The sequence below is a fragment of the Ruminococcoides intestinale genome (genome assembly GCF_040095935.1).
In the GTDB taxonomy this organism is placed as follows: Bacteria; Bacillota; Clostridia; order Oscillospirales; family Acutalibacteraceae; genus Ruminococcoides; species Ruminococcoides intestinale.
Genome location: NZ_JBBMFQ010000002.1, coordinates 478,486 through 498,880 on the forward strand (window position 1 = coordinate 478,486; position 20,395 = coordinate 498,880).

General features: G+C 42.4%; 22 protein-coding genes. 4 read left to right on the forward strand and 18 right to left on the reverse strand.

What is annotated here, in order from left to right; all coding sequences use genetic code 11:
• Window positions 1–71: 71 nt before the first annotated feature.
• The gene (locus WMO31_RS06010) at window positions 72–398 is read right to left on the reverse strand and encodes a helix-turn-helix domain-containing protein (RefSeq protein WP_181983280.1); all 327 of its coding nucleotides are present in this window, start codon (window positions 396–398) and stop codon (window positions 72–74) included.
• A 168-nt stretch (window positions 399–566) separates the two neighbouring features.
• On the opposite strand from WMO31_RS06010, the gene WMO31_RS06015 reads away from it, so the two are divergent.
• Window positions 567–1,136 carry a hypothetical protein gene (locus WMO31_RS06015; RefSeq protein ID WP_303670770.1) on the forward strand — a complete coding sequence of 190 codons (570 nt, stop codon included), beginning with the start codon at window positions 567–569 and terminating at the stop codon, window positions 1,134–1,136.
• 178 nt (window positions 1,137–1,314) lie between these two features.
• Here the strand turns inward: WMO31_RS06015 and WMO31_RS06020 are convergent, their stop codons facing one another.
• The 17 genes from WMO31_RS06020 to WMO31_RS06100 all read right to left on the reverse strand — a co-directional run bounded on the left by WMO31_RS06020 (window position 1,315) and on the right by WMO31_RS06100 (window position 17,712).
• Window positions 1,315–2,100 (reverse strand): polysaccharide deacetylase family protein, encoded by a 786-nt coding sequence (locus tag WMO31_RS06020; protein ID WP_118101765.1) that lies wholly within the window; start codon window positions 2,098–2,100, stop codon window positions 1,315–1,317.
• Between the two features lie 94 nt (window positions 2,101–2,194).
• Window positions 2,195–3,601, reverse strand: a complete 1,407-nt coding sequence (gene cysS / locus WMO31_RS06025; RefSeq protein ID WP_367999373.1) for a cysteine--tRNA ligase — start codon at window positions 3,599–3,601, stop codon at window positions 2,195–2,197.
• 3 nt (window positions 3,602–3,604) lie between these two features.
• Window positions 3,605–4,258: a serine O-acetyltransferase EpsC gene (gene epsC, locus WMO31_RS06030; RefSeq protein ID WP_367999374.1), complete on the reverse strand. Its 654-nt coding sequence runs from the start codon at window positions 4,256–4,258 to the stop codon at window positions 3,605–3,607.
• A 37-nt stretch (window positions 4,259–4,295) separates the two neighbouring features.
• Window positions 4,296–4,880, reverse strand: a complete 585-nt coding sequence (pgsA, locus tag WMO31_RS06035; RefSeq protein WP_367999375.1) for a CDP-diacylglycerol--glycerol-3-phosphate 3-phosphatidyltransferase — start codon at window positions 4,878–4,880, stop codon at window positions 4,296–4,298.
• A 53-nt stretch (window positions 4,881–4,933) separates the two neighbouring features.
• Window positions 4,934–6,274 (reverse strand): 30S ribosomal protein S12 methylthiotransferase RimO, encoded by a 1,341-nt coding sequence (rimO, locus tag WMO31_RS06040; RefSeq protein WP_155130945.1) that lies wholly within the window; start codon window positions 6,272–6,274, stop codon window positions 4,934–4,936.
• A 2-nt stretch (window positions 6,275–6,276) separates the two neighbouring features.
• The gene (locus WMO31_RS06045) at window positions 6,277–6,882 is read right to left on the reverse strand and encodes a regulatory protein RecX (protein ID WP_015523323.1); all 606 of its coding nucleotides are present in this window, start codon (window positions 6,880–6,882) and stop codon (window positions 6,277–6,279) included.
• Entirely contained in the window at window positions 6,882–8,003 is a 1,122-nt protein-coding gene (gene recA / locus WMO31_RS06050; RefSeq protein ID WP_367999376.1) for a recombinase RecA, read from the reverse strand. The genes WMO31_RS06045 and recA overlap by 1 nt, the downstream gene beginning before the upstream one ends.
• Before the next feature lie 157 nt (window positions 8,004–8,160).
• A complete protein-coding gene (gene prmC, locus WMO31_RS06055) occupies window positions 8,161–9,003 on the reverse strand; it encodes a peptide chain release factor N(5)-glutamine methyltransferase (RefSeq protein ID WP_367999377.1) in 843 nt (280 codons plus the stop codon).
• On the reverse strand, window positions 9,003–9,986 hold the full coding sequence (locus WMO31_RS06060; RefSeq protein ID WP_021882907.1) for a DUF1385 domain-containing protein: 984 nt from the start codon (window positions 9,984–9,986) through the stop codon (window positions 9,003–9,005). Before WMO31_RS06060 ends, prmC begins: the two co-directional genes overlap by 1 nt.
• 41 nt (window positions 9,987–10,027) lie before the next feature.
• Window positions 10,028–11,455: a sensor histidine kinase gene (locus WMO31_RS06065; protein WP_242961772.1), complete on the reverse strand. Its 1,428-nt coding sequence runs from the start codon at window positions 11,453–11,455 to the stop codon at window positions 10,028–10,030.
• Between the two features lie 105 nt (window positions 11,456–11,560).
• Complete coding sequence (locus WMO31_RS06070; protein ID WP_015523327.1) at window positions 11,561–12,268, reverse strand: response regulator transcription factor; 708 nt, start codon at window positions 12,266–12,268, stop codon at window positions 11,561–11,563.
• 22 nt (window positions 12,269–12,290) lie between these two features.
• Complete coding sequence (locus WMO31_RS06075) at window positions 12,291–13,628, reverse strand: hypothetical protein (protein WP_337367926.1); 1,338 nt, start codon at window positions 13,626–13,628, stop codon at window positions 12,291–12,293.
• A 32-nt stretch (window positions 13,629–13,660) separates the two neighbouring features.
• A complete protein-coding gene (gene trmB, locus WMO31_RS06080) occupies window positions 13,661–14,329 on the reverse strand; it encodes a tRNA (guanosine(46)-N7)-methyltransferase TrmB (RefSeq protein ID WP_015523328.1) in 669 nt (222 codons plus the stop codon).
• Window positions 14,330–14,447: 118 nt separating this feature from the next.
• Entirely contained in the window at window positions 14,448–15,206 is a 759-nt protein-coding gene (locus WMO31_RS06085; RefSeq protein WP_367999378.1) for a Nif3-like dinuclear metal center hexameric protein, read from the reverse strand.
• A complete protein-coding gene (locus WMO31_RS06090) occupies window positions 15,203–15,868 on the reverse strand; it encodes a class I SAM-dependent methyltransferase (RefSeq protein WP_367999379.1) in 666 nt (221 codons plus the stop codon). Before WMO31_RS06090 ends, WMO31_RS06085 begins: the two co-directional genes overlap by 4 nt.
• Complete coding sequence (locus WMO31_RS06095) at window positions 15,868–16,062, reverse strand: DUF1858 domain-containing protein (RefSeq protein ID WP_015523330.1); 195 nt, start codon at window positions 16,060–16,062, stop codon at window positions 15,868–15,870. Before WMO31_RS06095 ends, WMO31_RS06090 begins: the two co-directional genes overlap by 1 nt.
• A 120-nt stretch (window positions 16,063–16,182) precedes the next feature.
• Window positions 16,183–17,712: a YifB family Mg chelatase-like AAA ATPase gene (locus WMO31_RS06100; RefSeq protein ID WP_367999380.1), complete on the reverse strand. Its 1,530-nt coding sequence runs from the start codon at window positions 17,710–17,712 to the stop codon at window positions 16,183–16,185.
• Window positions 17,713–17,950: 238 nt separating this feature from the next.
• Between WMO31_RS06100 and WMO31_RS06105 the strand changes: the two genes are divergently transcribed.
• The 3 genes from WMO31_RS06105 to WMO31_RS06115 form a co-directional block, all read left to right on the forward strand.
• On the forward strand, window positions 17,951–18,541 hold the full coding sequence (locus WMO31_RS06105; protein ID WP_304029227.1) for a sigma-70 family RNA polymerase sigma factor: 591 nt from the start codon (window positions 17,951–17,953) through the stop codon (window positions 18,539–18,541).
• A 105-nt stretch (window positions 18,542–18,646) separates the two neighbouring features.
• Window positions 18,647–18,925 carry a zinc-ribbon domain containing protein gene (locus WMO31_RS06110; RefSeq protein WP_117520343.1) on the forward strand — a complete coding sequence of 93 codons (279 nt, stop codon included), beginning with the start codon at window positions 18,647–18,649 and terminating at the stop codon, window positions 18,923–18,925.
• Between the two features lie 304 nt (window positions 18,926–19,229).
• A partial coding sequence (locus tag WMO31_RS06115) for an adenine-specific methyltransferase EcoRI family protein (protein ID WP_367999381.1) occupies window positions 19,230–20,395 on the forward strand: 1,166 nt, incomplete at its 3' end.

Consider the following 20,395-nt stretch of genomic DNA (forward strand, 5'->3'; position numbering starts at 1 on the left):
CGGCGGCGGTCGCAAGGCTACCAATCATTTCGTGTGAAAACACGATACGAATAAAATTATATTGGCTACAATTAACTGTGCTTTAATCCCATAATGATACCAAGGGCAATGTTTTGTTTTTCTTTTGGCAGACAACGAAATTCATTGAGAAGTTCGCATTCCGTTTCCGAAAGTTTAGACTGTGCAATTTTGTCAATCGGCTGTCTGATGTCCGTATATTCAATTATATAATCAACAGATGTATTAAAAATTGACGCAAGTTTTTTGAGCGTTGTAATGCTCGGTTCAACCTTTCCGTTTTCATATTCGCTGATTATCTTTTGTGAAAAGTTAAGTTCCATTCCCAATGCGATTTGGTTCATAGATTTTTCTTTTCGTAGTTCCTTAATTCTTTGCATTTGCCGTACCCGCTCCATAAATTATACCTTGTGAGTATAATATTATAACTTTTTGTTGACAATTTTATACAATATGGGTATAATTCAAGTGAATAAAGTATATAAAATTATAGAACTTGCTTTTGCATTAAGTGATTTCTTAATTAGAAATAATTTAAGGAGTACGCAATGATTATTTTATTTAGTAATTGTGGTTTTGCAATTATTGCATTTTTATTTTATCTGTGTGGAAGTAATAGAGTAGCCGAAGTATTTGCTGATTTCATTGTTAACAATTGCTATTTAATATTTGCGGTTTTATTAATTATTACTTTTATTATATCTTTCTATTTAGTTCGGAAAAATTCATTCAAATCAGTAAAAGTTACAGCTACGATTGGGTTTACAATACTTGATTTTACAAAGGTGTTAATTTTTTATTTGTTACTTGTTACTTGGTCAATAGATTTTGTTTGTCATAATGATGTGCTGAATTCAATTATATCGTTGCTTGTGATACCTCTTGACTTAATGTTCATTAGTTGTATATGTGTAGTACCGACATTTATTTTAAGGTTAAAATATGCAGAATACGGAAATATTTTAAATATATGTTTAGTAATGGCATTGGATTTATTTTTAACAATACTATTTGTCATACTCATTCGTTTGCTAATAGCGGAAAGTTTTCTCACAACCTATTCAATAATATCATCTAATGAATGGTGGGAAAATATTCTTAACATTGCAAGAAAATGATGATTGCATTAAAAAACAGACTGATAATCTGTCAGTCTGTTTTTGTATGAAAGTTATTGTTATTTTGTAGGGGAGAACCTCGTTCGCCCGCTTTGATGAAATGATTTGTTTTACTAAAATGTTTTGATGTAATAAAAGTTGTGTATTATCCGTAGCGGTATTTATAAATATTCTTTACTTACGAACTCGGTTGTGTGGCGGTTTTACTGCACATTTTGCCGTCAACATCTGTGTAGTATTCGCCTTTGAGCAGAATTTGCGAAATCGGAACGATTTCGTAGCCCTCGGACTTGATTGCCTCGATTACCGTCGGCAATGCTTCGGGGGTATTTTTTGCACCGTTATGCATCAATATAATACTGCCGTTCTTGATTTTTTTCATAATATTCTGCTTTATCTGCTCGGGAGTAGGATCTTTCCAGTCGAGCGAATCGACATCCCATTGCACGCAATACATATTACATCCGTTGACCGACTTTACAACATCATTGTTGTAATCGCCGTAGGGGGCTCGGAACAGGGTGGGGGTTTTGCCCGTAAGCTCCTTGATTTTTTCGTTGCAGGACTGAATCTGACCGACCATATCGGACGATGACATTTGCGTCATATGCGGATGTGTGTTGCTGTGATTGCCCACATCGTGACCGTGTTTTGCAATATCCTTTACGCTGTCGGGATAATTCTTAACCCAGTCGCCCACAAGGAAAAATGTTGATTTCACCTTGTATTTGTCGAGAATCTCAAGCAGTTGTTCTGTCTGTTCATTGCCCCATGCCGCATCAAACGACAGGGCAACCTGCTTTTTGTCCGTGTCAACATAGTAAATGGGAATTTCACGCTGAGCAGCCGCACTCTGAACGGCTCGAACGGTTGATGTGACTGCAATTGCTCCTGCAAGCACTCCGATTAAAAGACAGAATCCGATTGATATTAGATTTCGTTTTGTTATGATATACAAACGCATAAAATCCCCTCCATACCAAATTTATATGAAGGGGATTTTTATTTATTCATATTTTGTTTTAATTAGGTGCGTTCATTGGGCGATAGCAGTCAAGTTAACCCTCAACATGCCATTCAATGCCGTCTTTTGTGTCCTTGACAACAACTTTCATCTCTTTAAGTTTGTCACGGATAGCGTCGGCTGTCGCCCAATCCTTTTCGGCACGGGCTTTTGTACGCTGTGCAATAAGCTCTTCAACTTCCTTGGCAAAGTCATCGTCAGCGTCCGCCTTGTTGCTTTCGGGAACTTTTGTAAGATCGAGTGAAAGTACCCTGTCAAATTCGCCGATTACATAAAGCTTTGTTGCATCGTCTGCGTCAGCCTTGAGAACATCATAAACGCAGGTGAGAGCAAGAGAAGTGTTGAGGTCATTGTCAAGCGCCTCGCTAAATCCCTTTGTAAGCTCCTCAGCCTTTGCCATATCAGGCTCACCGTCCCTTGAAAGAGCGGAAATTCTCTTTACAAGCTTGTTGTAGGCTGTGGCTGTGTTGTCAAGGTTGTCATATGAGAATGTGAGCGGCTTGCGGTAGTGGCTCTGCAAGCAGAACATTCTGTAAACAAGCGGATTGTAGCCCTTTTCTTCAAGAAGTGAAACTGTAAGGAAACCGCCCTTTGACTTGCTCATTTTGCCCCTTGCATCATTGAGATGAAGTACATGAAACCAGTACGGACACCACTTGTGACCGAGAAAAGCTTCGCTCTGTGCAATTTCGTTTGTGTGATGGGGGAAAGCATTGTCAATGCCGCCGCAGTGAATGTCAAGATATTCACCGCAGTGTTTGTAGCTGATGCAAGAACATTCAATGTGCCAGCCCGGATAACCGACACCCCACGGACTGTCCCACTTGAGCTCCTGTGAATCAAACTTTGATTTGGTGAACCAAAGAACAAAGTCAGCCTTGTTACGCTTGTTTTCATCCTCTTCAACGCTGTCACGAACACCGACAGCAAGGTCATCCTCATTCATATTGCCGAAAACATAATAGCTGTCAAGCTTTGAAGTGTCAAAGTAAACATTGCCGCCTGCAATGTAGGCATAGCCCTTTTCAAGCAGAACGGAAATCATATTAATAAAATCGTCAATGCAGTTTGTTGCAGGCTCTACAACATCGGGACGCTTGATGTTGAGCTTTTCGCAGTCGGCAAAAAATGCGTCTGTGTAGAACTTTGCAATCTCCATAACAGTTTTATGCTCACGCTTTGCGCCTGAAAGCATCTTATCCTCGCCTGTGTCGGCATCGCTTGAAAGATGACCTACATCTGTGATGTTCATTACACGGTTTACATCATAACCCGAAAAACGAAGATACTTTTCAAGAACATCTTCCATAATATAGGTGCGAAGATTGCCGATGTGGGCATAGTGATAAACAGTAGGACCGCAGGTGTACATATTAACCTTGCCGGGTGTGTGCGGTACAAATTCCTGCTTTGTCTGTCCGAGAGAATTATATAAAATCATTTGCTATTCCTCACTTTTTACATTTTCCTTTTTCAGCTCATCAAGCTGTTTTTGAAGTTCAAAAATTTTATGCTCAAGATTGCACAATGCAAGTGCAACCGGATCCGATACATGAATCTGGTCAAGGGTTTCACTGCGAACACCGTTGACTTTTACTACTCTTGCCGGAACGCCGACAGCCGTTGCATTCGGCGGAACTTCGCTTAAAACAACCGCACCTGCGGCAATTCTTGCGTTGTCACCAACCTTGAACGGACCGAGAACCTTTGCACCCGAGCCGACAAGCACATTGTTGCCGAGTGTAGGGTGTCTTTTTCCCGTTTCTTTGCCTGTTCCTCCGAGAGTAACATTTTGATAAATGGTGCAGTTGTCTCCTATTATTGTAGTTTCACCTATGACAACACCCATTCCGTGATCTATAAACAGTCCCTTGCCGATGGTTGCACCCGGGTGAATCTCAATTCCCGTCTTGTGACGACTGCGTTGAGAAATCCACCTTGCAAGAAACTTTAGGTTGTGTCGCAAACACCAGTTGGCTTTTCGGTGAGAACGCACCGCCTTGAAACCCGAGTAGAGAAAAAACACCTCTGCTCTGTTCCTTGCGGCAGGATCACGCTCCATAACCGCATCAATATCCGCTTTCAGGGTTTTAAACACGCAATCACCCTCCTGTCAAGACCGTGAGAGTATGTTCTCAGGTCTGAGAAATAAACTGTCTGTTTTGAATTATATATACAACGCCCGAAATGATTGTGAATACAACCGAAATCCAGATGAGAATTTCTCCCACCACAAAGAAAATCGGTTCAAATGTTGCCGTGTTTATAAAATTAAGTCCGACTTCGGGCAGTTCAAGCACGATTTGCATTGCAATTACTGCAATTATAGCAATCATCTGTGAAACCGTCTTTGCTTTGCCCCACATATTAGCGGCGACAACCTTGCCTTTTGAGGCGGCAATCAGCCGTATTGAGGTGACGGAAAATTCACGGAAAAGCACGATTATGACCGCAACGCAGTCACATATTCCAAGCTGTACAAAGCACAGCAATGCGGCAAGCACAAGAATTTTGTCTGCAAGCGGATCTGCAAATTTTCCGAAGTCTGTAACAAGACCGTTTTTTCTTGCAATTTTTCCGTCAAACATATCCGTAAGAGACGCCGCAATAAAAATAATCAGGGCAACGGCATTGTTGAGCGGAAAGTTTGCAAGCAATGCCGCCACAAAGAACGGAACAAGAATTATTCGTCCTACTGTCAGTTTATTTGGTAAGTCCATTTTATGTACCTTTCAAAGTTAAATATTATGAAATTGCTGAGTCTTTTAGCCACTTAGTCGATTTTGCCGACAAATTCGCCTACAGGATCGCAGCCTGTGTAATCGGTTACACGCACCTTGACAAAATCTCCTGCCTTTGGCTTTTCACCGTCACAGGTGAAGAATACACAGCCGTCAACCTCGGGGGCGTCGGCATAACTTCTGCCGAAGAAACATTCGGCAAGCTTGTCAAAGCCTTCAACAAGAACTTCAATCTCTTTGCCAACAAGGCTTTCGCAGTATTCAGCCATAACCTGCTGTTGATGCTCCATAATAATATCGGCACGCTTTTGCTTGATTTCTTCGTCAATTTGGTCGGGCATTTCAGCTGCCTTTGTGTCCTCCTCGGGAGAGTAGGCAAAACAGCCGAGTCGCTGAAACTTCATATCAGCGGCAAACTCTGCAAGCTCATTGAACTGCTCCTCGGTTTCACCGGGGAAACCTGTAATAAAGGTTGAGCGGAAGATTACATTCGGAATTTTATCCTTAATCTTGTTCATGAGTGCAGTAAGGCTTTCTCTGTCGCCGTGACGGTTCATTCTGCGGAGAATATCCTTGTTACAATGCTGGAGCGGAATATCCATATATTTTACAATCTTATCTTCACTTGCAATTGTGTCAATAAGCTCGTCTGTAATTCTGTCGGGATAGCAGTAGAGAACCCTTATCCATTTAAAGCCGTCAATCCTACAAAGTCTTCTGAGAAGCTCTGCAAGCATCGGTTTGCCGTATTTATCCTCACCGAAACGGGTTGTGTCCTGAGCAATGACATTGAGTTCCTTGACTCCACGCTCAGCAAGACCTTCCGCCTCTTTTACAACATCTTCAATATCTCTGCTGCGGAATCTGCCTCTGATCATCGGGATTGCACAATAGGAACAACGGTTGTCGCAACCCTCGGCAATTTTGAGATAAGCGGTGTAGGGGGGAGTTGAAAGAATTCTTCCGCCCTCAAGCGGCAGACAAACCTTGTCGGGAAAGCTTTCGCACTTCTGTCCGTCAAGTGTTTCCAAAACGATGTCTGCGATAGTTTCGTTAGCACCGATTCCGATAACCGAGTCAACCTCGTAAAGCTGTTCGGAAATTTCCGACTTATATCTTTGAGCAAGACAGCCTGTTACGATGATTGCCTTGATTTTGCCCTCGTCCTTGAGCTTGCCGAGTTCGATAATTTCGTTAATGCTTTCCTGCTTTGCACTTTCGATAAATCCGCAGGTGTTTACAATTACTGCGTCCGCATCTGCCGGATCGTTCACAATAATAAATCCTCTGTTCTTGAGTGTGTACAAAAGCATCTCGGCGTCAACCTGATTTTTTGCACAACCAAGTGATACAATGCCTACTTTATAATTCATAATCAGTCTTCCTCTGTGTATTCTCTGAGGACGGTCTTAATGTCATCCCATCCGTATCCGAGCCTTTGCAGAGCGGCAACGGCTCTTCGCCTTATTTTTTCATCATTTATGTTTTTATATTTTCTGTCGATAACCGCCCTTATTCCGTCACACGGATCAAAGTCGATTTCTTCGATAATCTCTTCTGCAAGTTCACGGTCAATTCCCTTTTGAACAAGCTGTCTTACCGCACCTCTCGGAGCATTATGTTTTGAAAACAAAAGCTGTTCGGCATATCGTCTTGCAAAGTTTTCGTCATTTACAAGACCGAGTTCTTCCATTCGCTCAACAGCCTTTTCCGCCGATTCCTCGTCACAGGTGCGTTTGATTTTGTCGGTGAGTTCTTTTTTTGAGTGGTCACGATAGGAAATAAGCCACAAAGCCTTTTCCTTTGCACGGCGCTCATTGCTTAGCCTGATAATCTCGTGCAGCTCCTCGTCATCAATCTCTCTGCCGACATCAAATCGGTTTTCAATAACTGTGCGTGCGTCAAGATTCATAACATATTCGCCGTCAATGTAGAGCGCACACATCGCCTTTCTTCGTGGTTCAACTGCGGTTATAAGCATCAGTCGTCAACCAGAACATCAATTTTTGCACCGCTCTTTTTCTCTGTCTTATCCGCAGAATCAGTCTTGATTTCTTGGTTTGCAGACGGAACTTCGGTAATTTTTACCTTTGGAGCAGGCTTTTTGCGTTCATAAAGCTTGTCAATATTTTCCCAGAGTTTCTTCTCAATTTCAGCAGCAAGCTCCTTGTCGGTTTTGAGAAGTTCCTTGACCTTGTCACGTCCCTGTCCGAGTCGTCTGCCGTCATAGCTGAACCATGCTCCTGCTTTTTGAACAATCTCAGCCTTTACGGCAAGGTCAAGAAGTTCGCCCTCACGGGAAATGCCTTCACCGTACATAATATCAAATTCAGCTTCACGGAACGGAGGAGCAATCTTGTTTTTTACAACCTTTGCTCTTGTGTGTGAACCGACCATTTCACCGCCTGATTTAAGGGTTTCAACTCTTCTTATATCAATACGAACGGAACTGTAGAACTTGAGCGCACGACCGCCGGTTGTAACTTCGGGGTTGCCGTAAACAACACCGACTTTTTCACGCAACTGGTTGATGAAGATTGCAACGCAGTTTGACTTTGAAATTGCACCTGCGAGTTTACGCAGTGCCTGTGACATAAGTCTTGCGTGCAGACCTACATGGCTGTCACCCATTTCGCCCTCAATTTCAGCCTTCGGAACAAGAGCGGCAACGGAGTCGATTACGATAACATCAATCGCACCGCTTCGGATAAGCGCCTCTGCAATTTCAAGAGCGTCTTCACCCGTGTCGGGTTGTGAAACGAGGAGTGAATCAACATCAACACCGAGAGCTGCCGCATATGTCGGATCGAGTGCATGCTCAACATCAATAAATGCAACATTGCCGCCGTTTTTCTGTCCCTCTGCAATGCAGTGGAGAGAAAGTGTTGTTTTACCCGAAGATTCAGGTCCGTAAATTTCAACAATTCTTCCACGGGGAAGTCCGCCGATTCCGAGTGCAATATCAAGCGAAAGCGAACCTGTTGAGATGTGTTCAATGTTCATATGTTTATTTTCGCCAAGACGCATTACAGCACCCTTGCCGAACTGTTTTTCGATTTGTGTGAGCGCAGTTTCAAGCGCTTTGTTTTTATCTACTGCCATTTCATATACCTCCGTACTCCGCAAAGGGAGCTGATGTTTTTCGGTCTGTAACATAACCGTCACTTCAACGGCGGTTATGTCCGCACTAAGATTATAAAATATGTGAGGAGAAAATGCAATAATTTGGCGGTAATTTTATCGAACAAAATTTCTAAAATCAGAGCAAAGTCCCAATAATCGCCCTCTGCACACCGCCAAAGTCAAGTGAAATTTTAAAATCCGAAAAGCCTTGTTCAGTCATAAGTGCCTTTACTGCATCAGCCTGATTTTCTCCGAGTTCAAATGCAAGTGCACCGCCTTTTTTGAGTTTTCTGCTCCAACGGCTCACTATTTCACGGTAAAAATCGTAACCGTCCTCGCCGCCGTCAAGTGCAAGTCTTGGTTCAAGCCGAACTTCCTTTTGAAGTGTTTCTATGTCGGCTGATTTTATATAAGGCGGATTTGAAACAATGAGGTCAAGCTCACCGTCTGCAAATGTTTCGCAGATTTCGAGAGCGTCAGCCATAACAGGCTTTACTGACGAATTGTTTTCTTTTACATTTGTTTCAAGATATGAAAAAGCGGTTTCGTCAATTTCAACTGCCGTAACTTTTGCACCCGAAATTTTATCAAGTGCAACGGCAATTGCACCGCTGCCCGAACAGAGGTCAACCGTTTTTTTGTCGGTTCTGTTTTTGAGAAAATCAATGCAGAGATTGACAACCACTTCCGTGTCATCACGGGGAATGAGCACGCCTCTGCCCACCTTAAAATCGAATCCCATAAAGCTCCATTCGCCGAGAATATACTGCAACGGCTCGCCTGAAATTCGTTTTTCAATAAGCTTTAAAAAGTTATGTGAACAGTTTTCATCGGCTTTATCAGTTTTGTGCATGATAAAGCCGACTCTGTCAAGCGAAAAAGCCTTTTGTAAAAGACTTTGCGCCTCAAATTTTGAATTTTCAATATTATTATTCTCAAGCAGTTTAAGTCCGCTTTGATAAATTTCGTTTACAGTCATTACTTGCTTACAATGTCCGAGCCGTCCTCGGGGATAACAGCCTTGATAGCCTCGATTGCAACTTCAATCATAGTGTCGTCAGGCTCTTTTGTTGTGATTCTCTGTGCCCAAAGTCCGGGAGCGGCAATGATTCTTGTTGCGGCATTGTCGTGCTTACCGCAGATTTTGATAAGCTCGTAACCGATTCCGCATGAAACGGGGAGAAGAAGAATCTTGAATACAGGTCTTAAAAATCCGATGCCGAAAGGTGCAACAGGAACGAAAAGACCGACAAGGATGCCGACAATCAGCATAAGAACCATAAAGCTTGTTCCGCATCTCGGGTGAAAACGGCTCTGCTTTTTAACATTTTCAACTGTGAGTTCTTCTTCGTTTTCGTAACAGAAAATTGTCTTGTGCTCGGCACCGTGGTACATAAACACCCTTTTCATTTCGGTCATTTGTGAACATACTATAATATAAAGTAAGAAAAGAATAATCTTGAGAACACCCTCAAAAACAGACTTCCAGAAAACAGCGTTTCCGCCGTCACCCTTGAAAGCCGGCACAACATTTGCACTGAGGTCAAACAGGAAAGAGGGGACGAAGAAGAAAAGTCCCACGGCAAGCGCAACACCGAGGATTGACGCAATTACCATCATAACCTTAACAAGCTTGTCGCCGAATTTATCGTCAAGCCATTTTTCAAACTTTGACGGTTCTTCTTCGATTTCGGTCGATTCAATTGCCTTATCGGCAGAGAGCATAAGCGCTTTGTAGGAAAGTCGCATTGAGTCAATAAGACCTGCAATTCCTCTTAAAAACGGAAGCTTGAAAAGCTTACATTTTGAGGGAATTGTATTTATGCTTATATCCTCGCTGTAAATCTTGTCGGGTGCGGTACGAACACACACGGTTGTGCGTTTCGGACCTCTCATCATAATGCCTTCAATCAGGGCGCTGCCGCCGATTGAGGTGATTTTTTTAGTAGTATTTTTAGCCATTAGCTGTTCCTTTCTGTATTAGGCTGCACAGAGAAATAAGATTAAAGCTTAATGTTTTCGGGAAGTGAGTTTTCACTGCCCTCTTTATATACAGGGAAGGTGAGCGTTACGGTTGTGCCGACACCCTCTCCGCTTTCGATATCAAGTGAACCGTTGTGGAGGTTCATAATCTCATCGGCAACCGCAAGTCCGATTCCCGAACCGCCGACAGTCTGGTTTGCTTTGTAGAATTTTTCCTTAACCTTTGGAAGATCCTCGGCAGAAATTCCGCAACCCGTGTCGGTTATTACAATTTTGATAATATCGGGTTCATCTTTGCTGTAGATTACCTGAGCGGCAACAACACCGCCCTTTGGTGTGTATTTCAACGCATTGTCAAGCACATTGAGGAAAACCTGCTTGAGCCTGTTTTTATCGCCGTAAACGGCAGGATAAACAACCTCGGGCTCATCATAAAGAAGATGCTTGCCCTCTGTAACGGCTCTTTCCTTTAAGAAGTAAACCGCATCGTCAAATTCGGCAAGAATGTCAAGCTTTTCCTTGATGAGCTTCATTCTTCCGCTCTGAATACGGCTGAAGTCAAGAAGCTCTTCTACAATGCTTGTAAGGCGTGAGCTTTCGCTGATAATAACTCCCATACCACGGTCAAAGGTTTTGCGGTCAAGCTTTCCTCTTTCGGAAAGCTGCATTGTTTCAGCCCAGCCCTTAATCGCCGTAAGCGGAGTACGCAACTCGTGTGATACTCGTGAAATAAAATCGTTTTTCATCTGATCGGCTGTCTGCAAATCAAGAGCCATATCGCTTATTGCATCGCAGAGGTCGCCGATTTCATCATCGTATTTGTACTCAATCTTCTTTGCCTGTGAAAAATCACCGTGGGCAATCTTGCTTGAAATCTCCGAAAGTTTTCTTATCGGGGTAACGATTGAACGGATAAACATAAGTCCCGACAATATTACAAGGGCGATGATAACAAGACCGCACGCAATAACTGCCGCAGAAACAAGCACAATTGCCGTGTTGACCTGTTCCATGGAAACAATGTATCTTACCGCACCGACGCAGGTTCCGTTTTCGTTGGTGATGATTCTTGTCAGGCTCATTGCACTTTCGTTCGATGAAAGCTTGCCGTTCCAATATGCACAGCCGTTTTCGTTTGAGAGTGCGTCATTAAAATCGGGAATCTGCTCGTTGTCATCGGGTGTGAATCCTGTTGAAGTCATGACAACTCTGCCGGAGGAATTGATTACAAGAACCTCCATTTCTTCTTTTTTGTCAAAGTTTTCAACATAATCACGGGCAGACGCCGTAAACGAGGTTGAACTGTCGCTCTGAAATCCCGAAAAGACAAGTGAAAGTTCGCTGCTTGTTGTGTTCAGGTTCTGTTCAACGCTGTTTTGAAAAATATATGTAACAATGAAAATAAGGCTGACAACAATAAGGATTATGATTGTCAGTATAACACTCAATGTGTTGAGCATCCATCTTTTTGAAATACCCTTAAAAATTGTTGCCGCCCTCCTCTTTAGATTATATACATTTTATGCAGGCTGTTCTGCAAAGTTATTCGAAAGTTATTCGCCTGAATCCCACTTGTAGCCGAGTCCCCAAACCGTGATGATATGTTTAGGATTTGAAGGTTCGTCCTCAACCTTCATTCTGAGTCTGCGGATATTAACATCGACAATTTTATCCTCGCCGACATAAGCGTCTCCCCATACATGGTTGAGAATGTCGATTCTGTCAAGAGCAACACCCGGATTCGAGAAGAAGTACTCCATAATCTGGAATTCAACCTGTGTGAGTTCAATCATCTTTCCGCTCTTCATAAGCGCACGGTTGCGAAGATTGAGTGTGAACTCGCCCGATTTAAGCTCTTCTTTAAAGTTGTTTTCGGAATGTGACTGTGCAAGTGCAACTCTTCTGTAGAGTGAATCAACTCTTGCAAGAAGCTCACTCGGTGAGAAAGGCTTTGTAACATAGTCGTCTGCACCGAGCATAAGTCCTGTTACCTTGTCCATTTCCTGAGTTTTTGCCGAAAGCATAATAATTCCGATTCCGCCGTTGCGGTTCCTCAGCTCCTTACAAACCTGAAAACCGTCAATACCCGGCATCATAACATCAAGAATCGCAACATCAAAATCGCCGTTGTTTTCTTCATATTTCTGCAAAGCCGCCTCGCCGCAGTCTGCCTCAACTACGTCGTAGCCTGCCCTTGTAAGATTGATAACGACAAAGTCACGAATTGCCGCTTCATCCTCACAAACAAGAATTTTTTTCATATCAAAACCTCCGTTGCTGTGATCAGATTCCCGACTGATCAAGTGTGGAAAAACCTGTCTTGATTTCGTCATCACTTAGCGAAATCTGTGTGTCGGGATTTATATTATTAAATGTGTATGCATATTTATCGTCTTTTGTAATCAGCGTAAAATCATCCGATTTGCCCGATTCCCATTCGCTGACGGGGAACACCTTTATTTCAAAAAGCTCCGTGTCAAGCTTAGTGCCGTTCCATGCATAGAATGAGGTGGTTTCGCTTTCAAGGTCGGTAATTGCCGTAACCTTGTTTTCGCTCCACTTATCGGCATAGTTCATCATAAACATATAATCGTAATTTATGATTACTGCCTGTTTTGCAACAAGCGCCTCCTTGGGTGCGTCAAAGCTGTTCCAAATGATTTTGTCGGCATAAATATTTTTGCTGTCACCGCTCTGTTTCGGCAGATCAAGCGTAACGGGAATTTCAAGCTTTCCGTCCTTGTCAATGTCCGAACAGATGATCTGCGATGAACGCCGGGTTATATTTTTTGCTTTTTCTTTAAAAAGAGGATTACGCAGAATTGCAAGGTCACGGCTGTAAAAAATAACCTGTGTGTTCGTAACCTCATTTGCAGAAGTTCCGTCAACGACAATTCCCGTAATATCGTTATCAAGCTTTGTAACGGCAATGTTCTTGTACTTTGCAACATTCGGATCCATGTTTGCCATTGCTTTGGCATACAGGCTTTTGCTGTCCTCGTTGTAATCAAGCATTGACGCAAGAGCCTCGTTTTCGGTTGTGTAGAGAACAAGCGACATAATCTCGCTTGTTCCGTCATTGTCAAAATCCCCCGTAACAAAGCTTGAACAGCTTTGTCCCGAACCCACTTCGTTTGTCTTGCCTTCCGTGTAGGAGTAGCAGGAAAGCTTGCCGACATTCGGAGTGTAGGTTGTTGAATTAACGATGATTTCAGCCTTTCCGTTGCCGGTTAAATCCGCAAAGTCAACGCTGTCAATATCGGTGGTTTCAAAGATATTGTCGGACGCAATCTCCCACGAATTGTCTTTCGAGTACATGACAAGCATATGAACCGAAGAAGTTTCGGCACTGTTGCGAAAAAATGCAACAGCCTCGTTGCTGTCGTTTCCGTCAAGGTCGGTCATGATGATTGCACTGCGGAATTTTCCGTTTTTAGGATATTTCAGCGTATAACCGCTGTCAGCCGTTTTGGCAATAAGCTGTTCAATTTCAGCCTCATCTCCGACTGCCTTAGGAGGACGAAGAAGATTTTCTGCGCTGAAATCCGTTATGTTGCAACCGCTCAAACCGACAAGCATTGAACCGAGAACCAAAGCCGAAATCAGCTTTTTAATCTTCACAAAAATCCCTCCCGTCTTTATTTATGGGGCTGTCAAGGCTTTTGTCTTGCAATAAGATACTTGATTTTTATGCCCTCTTCTGAGAACATTTTTTCATGCTCTGTTTCAATATTATCGGTAACATCGCTTGCGTGCAAATCACGGGTGAGATACAAAATTTCATATCCGCTCTGCTCAAAGTATTCAAGACTTTCGTCAAACAGCTCGTCATCATCGGTTTTGAAACGGATTTCGCTGTCAGGCTTCAAGAATGTTTTGTACATTTCAAGCTTTTTGTAGTATGTAAGTCTACGCTTTTTGTGCTTTGCTCTCGGCCACGGATTGCAGAAGTTGATGAAAAGTCTGTCAATCTTATCGTCAGCCGTAATGATTTTGTCAAGCATTTCAACATTGTATTTTACAAGTAAAAGATTTGTAATATCATCCTGCGTTTTGCCGGCGTCCTCAAAAAGCTTTACAATTGTTCTTCTGCCGACGCCGAGCATATCAACCTTGATGTCAAGTGCGATAATGTTTTTGTCGGGATTTTTAAGCGCAAGCTGTCCCGCAAAACCGCCCTTGCCGCAGCCGATTTCAAGATACAACGGCTGTTCCTTTTTGAAAGCCTGCATCCATTTTCCGGCGTTTTCTTCTGGATTCTTTACGTAAAAATTGCAAACGGAAAGCTCCGGTTCTGCCCATTTCTTTTTTCTGATTCTCATAATACCTCATTTTGCGGTGCGTACAGACGGCGCACTACCACATATAGTAATTTACCGTATCATTATATCAAATTGTAACAAATTATGCAACAAATATTTTGATAATGATGCTTACAGGTTAAATAAATTTAATCATATCGTCACAGGATTGCGATTTTGTAAAAATAATCTCGGAAAATTCTTTTGAAAGCTTGTTTACAAGCGGTAAAATTACAATATCTTCACTTTTGAAGTGACCTGCGTCAATAATGTCAATTTCGAGTGAATTTGCGGCGATAATCTCATGGTGCTTGATTTCTCCCGTGACAAGCACATCAACACCCGCCAAAGCCGCATCAAACACATTTGAACCGCCTGCACCCGACGATACGGCAACTTTTTTAACCCTGTCTTTAATGTCGGTGTAGCGAAGTCCCTTGCAGTTAAGATTTTTCTTTGCAAGCTTTGTAAAATCGTGAATATCGGTTTCGCTTTCAAGCTCACCCGTGAACATACACTCGCCAAGTTCCGACAGCACGGGATTTTTGACTCCGAGTGCGTCTGCAAGGCAGATGTTCACTCCGAACTTTTCTCCGAGATCAAGGTTGGTGTGCATACAAACGGCGGAAATGCCCTTTTGTGCAAGCATATAGGGAACGGAAGAAGGCAAAAGCCTTTTTATAGGGGCAAAAATTACGGGATGATGACTGATAATCAGCTCACATCCCAGACTTTCCGCCTCATTCACAACATCTTCCGTAATGTCAAGAGCGACAAGCACACGGCTTACGGCTGTGTATTTGTCGCCCACAATAAGCCCTGCGTTGTCAAAACTCATCTGAGTTGCACAGGGCGCAAATTCTTCAAAAAAATTAAGTATATCGTTTATGGTTTTCACTTAAAGCTCTCCTCAAGAATGCGTGCGGTTTCGGCACAGACAGGGTTGCCCTTAGCCTGTTTTAAAAGTCTGCGCACACAGCCTTCAATAAATCTGCGGTGCATGGAGTTGTTCTTCGGATCAAGTCCGTAAAGAAAAAGGTCGCTTTCGGATACCGTGCGAACCTCACCGCTGTATTCGGCAAGAATTACAGTGTAGCACTTGTTTGCGGCAGTACAGCAGTCACGCTTGATAACGCTGAAACCGTTTGCAAACAGCCAACGCATAAGCTCTTCACTTTTGGTCATAGGCTGAAGAATAAAGTGCTTTGACCTGTCCTTTGAAAACTCCCAGTTTTCGATAATCTGCGAAATGAGTTCTCCGCCCATTCCTGCAATTACTATGTCGTCAGCCTCATTGCCCGAAATTTTTTCAAGACCGTTTGAAAGTCTTGCTTCAATTCGATTGTTAAGACCGCTGTTGTTAATTGTTTCAATTCCCCGTTCAAGGGGCAGGGGGTTGATGTCTGCGGCAATCGCTGTGTCGCATCTGCCAATACGGCACAGCCACACCGGAAGATAGGCATGGTCTGTGCCGATATCGGCAACCTTTGCTCCGTCACGCACAAAGTCCGCACAAAGCGCAAGACGGTTATCAAGCGAAAAATCAGATGCGCCGTTCATTATGCAATTGCTTTGTTAAGGTCTGCAACGAGTGCGTCTGCATCTGCACCGTGTACCATACAAGCCTCTTCAATCGTTTCGCCTCGTGATGCAGGACAGCCAAGGCAGTGCATACCGATGCTGAAGAAAAGCTCTGCTGTGTCGGGGTACTGATCAAGAACATCACCGATTATTGAATTCTTTGTAATTTCCATTATAAAAAACCTCCTGTGTCATGAAACTGCAACATCGCTTTGATGTCACACTATAGTAGTATAGCATAAAGCCGTACTTTTTAAAAGTGATATTTTAAATTTTTGTGTAAGGTATAAGTCTTATTTTGCCCAATATTTGCGGTCAAGACTGCGGTATTGAACCGCCTCAAGAACATGCTCGGAGCGAATTATTTCCGACTCGTCCAAATCGGCAATGGTTCTTGCAACTTTCAAAACCCTGTCATACGCTCTTGCGGTAAGTCCAAGACTTTCAAAAGCGTCTTTGAGCGTCTTTTCAGCCTCTTTATCAATTATGCAGACCTTTTCAAACTGATCTGCGTTAATTTTTGCGTTGCAGGTTGTTTTACTGCCCTTAAATCTTTCACGCTGAATTTCTCTTGCTCTGTCTGCTCTCTTTTTGATGTCGGCTGAACATTCGGCAGATGAAGCGTCACGCAGTTCTTCAAATTTCACGGCAGGCACTTCTACATGAATATCAAAACGGTCGAGAAGCGGTCCCGAAATGCGGTTGAGGTAGCGTTTTATCTTCTGTTCCGAACAGGTGCATTTTCTTGTTGGATCACCGTAATATCCGCACGGACATGGGTTCATTGCGGCAACCACCATAATCGAACACGGATAGGTGCATTTCTGACCTGCTCTTGAAATTGTGATAGAGCCGTCCTCAATCGGCTGACGGAGTACCTCAAGCGCCGTTCTTGAAAATTCGGGCAGCTCGTCAAGGAACAGCACACCGTTGTTTGCAAGTGAAACTTCACCCGGTCTGATAGTTCCCGTACCTCCTCCGCCGAGTCCTACGGGCGTTACCGTGTGGTGAGGCGAACGGAACGGCCGTGTTGTGATAAGTCCGTCATGCTTTAGCGTTCCTGCAATTGAGTGGATTTTTGTGGTTTCAATCATTTCGTCAAAGCTCATATCGGGCAGAATTGACGGAACTCGTTTTGCAAGCATACTTTTGCCCGAACCCGGAGGGCCTATGAGCAGAATATTGTGACCGCCGGCAGCGGCAATTTCAAGCGCACGCTTCGCCTCAAGCTGACCTTTTACCTGGGAAAAATCCGGAATGTAGTCCCGTTCTTCCGTGGGAGAATGTGTATTCGGCTTTGCGGGTGCAGGTTCGAGAATGTGATTGAGATAATCTTTCAGTTGAAGAATGTTGTCAATACCATACACTTCAATTCCGTCAACAACAGCGCCCTCGCTTGCGTTGGCTTTCGGAACGTAAATTTTCTTTATACCGCATTCCTTCGCCTTGATTACCATGGGCAGAACTCCGTTGATTCCTCTGACTTCTCCCGAAAGCGAAAGCTCGCCGATGAATGCGCAGTCGGAGATGTTGCTCTTAATCTGATTGAGCAGTATAAGAATTGCAACCGCAATCGGCAAATCGTAAATAGGTCCTTCTTTTTTGATATCGGCAGGGGCAAGGTTCACGGTCATATGTGCGGCAGGATATCTGAATCCGCAGTTCTTTAATGCACTGAGAACCCTGTCCTTGCTCTCACGCACGGCGGCGTCGGGCAGACCGACCATATCAAATTCCCGTGTGCCGTTGTACATTGACGCCTCAAGCTCAACCTTGTAGCCGTCCATACCGCTCACGCCAAAACTGTTGCAGGTAACAACCATAAAAATTCCCCCGAACCGATAAATAAAAATCGTAATAAATTAATAATATAAAGTATAACATTTTCTGCTTCTCTTAACAAGTTTTATAATGTATGTAATTTCGACTTTATTTCAGCTATTTTGCACAAATAATTTCCATATCATAATGCAATATTACAGAAATTGCTTTCGGGTTGTTGACATTTGTGCGTTTTTGTTATACTATTAAGCGTATAAGAATAAGTATTAGGGGCAGGTTATGACCGAATTGCAAAAATCCTACGGTACTTTATCCGACGCACAGCTTGCAAATTTTGTGAGTCTTGGTGATGACCGTGCTTTTGATGAGCTTGTCGTAAGATATCTTGACACAATCAGTATAATTGCACGAAAGTTTTCGGCAGAGGGTTATGAACACAATGACTTTGTTCAGGAAGGACTTGTGGGACTGCTTTGTTCCTGCAAAGCCTTTGACCAAAACGGCGGTGCAAGCTTTAAAAGCTATATGTCGGTTGTTGTTGAAAGAAGATTTATTTCTATAATCAGACGGGGAGAACAGAAAAAAGCCATTCCCTCATCAAGCATTGTTCCGATGGACGATGTGGGCGAGTCAATTGAAGATTCCGCCAAAACTCCCGAAGAACTTTTGATGTGCAGAGAACAGCTTGACCAGTTGCTGTTGCGACTTCAAAGTGTGCTGTCAAAGTCCGAATACGATGTTCTTATGCTCTACGGCAACGGCTTGAGTTATAAGGAAATTGCCGAAAGGCTTTCCGTAACCGAAAAGGCGGTTGACAATGCCTTGCAAAGAGCAAGGAAAAAGGTTCACGGCGGTCTGAATGTCGGCTGAGCGGTGAACCGAAAATTAATATTTGTCCTTAACAGTATTGCGGTGCAACTCCGCACGGGGCAACAAACTAACCTCCGAGAGGTAGAAAAAGAGAGGTAAATACCAATGTACGAAGATAAGACACTTGTCTGCAAAGAATGCGGAAACGAATTTGTTTTTACTGCAGGAGAGCAGGAATTTTACGCTGAAAAGGGTTTCACAAACGAACCACAGCGTTGCAAGGCTTGCAGACAGGCTCGTAAAAATGCTGCCAAGACAGAGAGAGAATTCTTTGAAACCGTTTGCGCTGAATGCGGCGGAACTGCAAAGATTCCTTTCAAGCCTGTTGAAGGCAAAAGCTACTATTGCAGCGAATGTTTTGCAAAAAGAAAAGCAGCTGAATAATTAATTGAATTTTTATTGTTTTAGTTTAATTTCTCGTAACTGAGGTTAAATATTTTAATTTTAAAAGCTTGATTATCTTCAGACTAATTTCAAATTTAAAAAGCTAAACACAAAAACGGTGGGCATCTGCTCACCGTTTTTTTATGCCATTGTTTTGATACAAATGTTAAAATATTTCACAATCATTGGCGAAATAGTATAATTTAGTGAAATAAATTCACTAAATTTGTTGATATAACGAAAAAAGTGTGCTATAGTAACCCTATAGTGTTGTGGAATTTATATAACGGATAGAGGGAAAGACATGGCAAAGAATAGTGGCTTATCTAAAGCGAAAAATGCAAAAAAAGATGAATTTTATACCAGTTATGAAGTCATCCAAGCGGAAATTAATCATTACGAAGATAAATTCAAAAATAAAACCGTATTATGTAACTGTGATGATCCGTTTGAGAGTAATTTCTGTAAATTTTTTTTAAGAAATTTCAATTATTTAAAATTAAAGAGATTAATCTGTACTTCGTATAGCACATCTCCCATAGTCGGACAACAACTTACTTTGGTTGGGTGGAATGAAGAACCTATAAAAAGAGGTAATGGTTATGTAATGGATATTTCCGAAGTTCCGATGGCTAACGGCAGAGGTGTTTCGGACAGCGATATTGATAGTTTATTAAAATCTAAAAATAGTGGTGTAAAAAAATTAAAAGGTGACGGCGATTTTCGTTCTGATGAATGTATAGAATATATGAAACAGGCAGATGTCGTCATTACTAACCCGCCTTTTAGTCTTTTTAGAGAATATGTGGCACAACTTATAGAATACGAGAAAAATTTTTTAATAATAGGTAATGTTAATGCTATAACATACAAAGAAATTTTTCCATTAATAAAAGATAATAAAATGTGGCTTGGTGCAAGCATACATAGCGGAGATAGAAAGTTTTATGTTCCGGATGATTATCCTCTAAAAGCTTCAGGTTGTGGGGAAGATGAAAATGGAAGAAAGTTTATTCGTGTTAAGGGAGTAAGGTGGTTTACAAATTTGGATTATACCAAAAGACATGAAGAATTGGTGCTTTACAAAAAATACTATGGTAATGAAGAAGAATATCCTAAATATGATAACTATGATGCAATCAATGTTGACAAAACAGCGGATATACCATGTGATTATTTTGAATATATGGCTGTGCCAATTACATATACCGATAAGTATAACCCAGACCAATTTGAAATTATTAACGCAAATGACATAAGAACAAACCCTGATACTCCGATAAAAGCTCATGGATTAATCAAAGACAAGGATGCTGTAATTACAACACAAATTTATACAAAAAACGCAGAAAAAGACTTGACACAAACAGCTAAAACGGGGACAATCTTGACAGACAGACAGACAGACAGACAGACAGACAGACAGACAGACAGACAGACAGACAGACAGACAGACAGACAGACAGACAG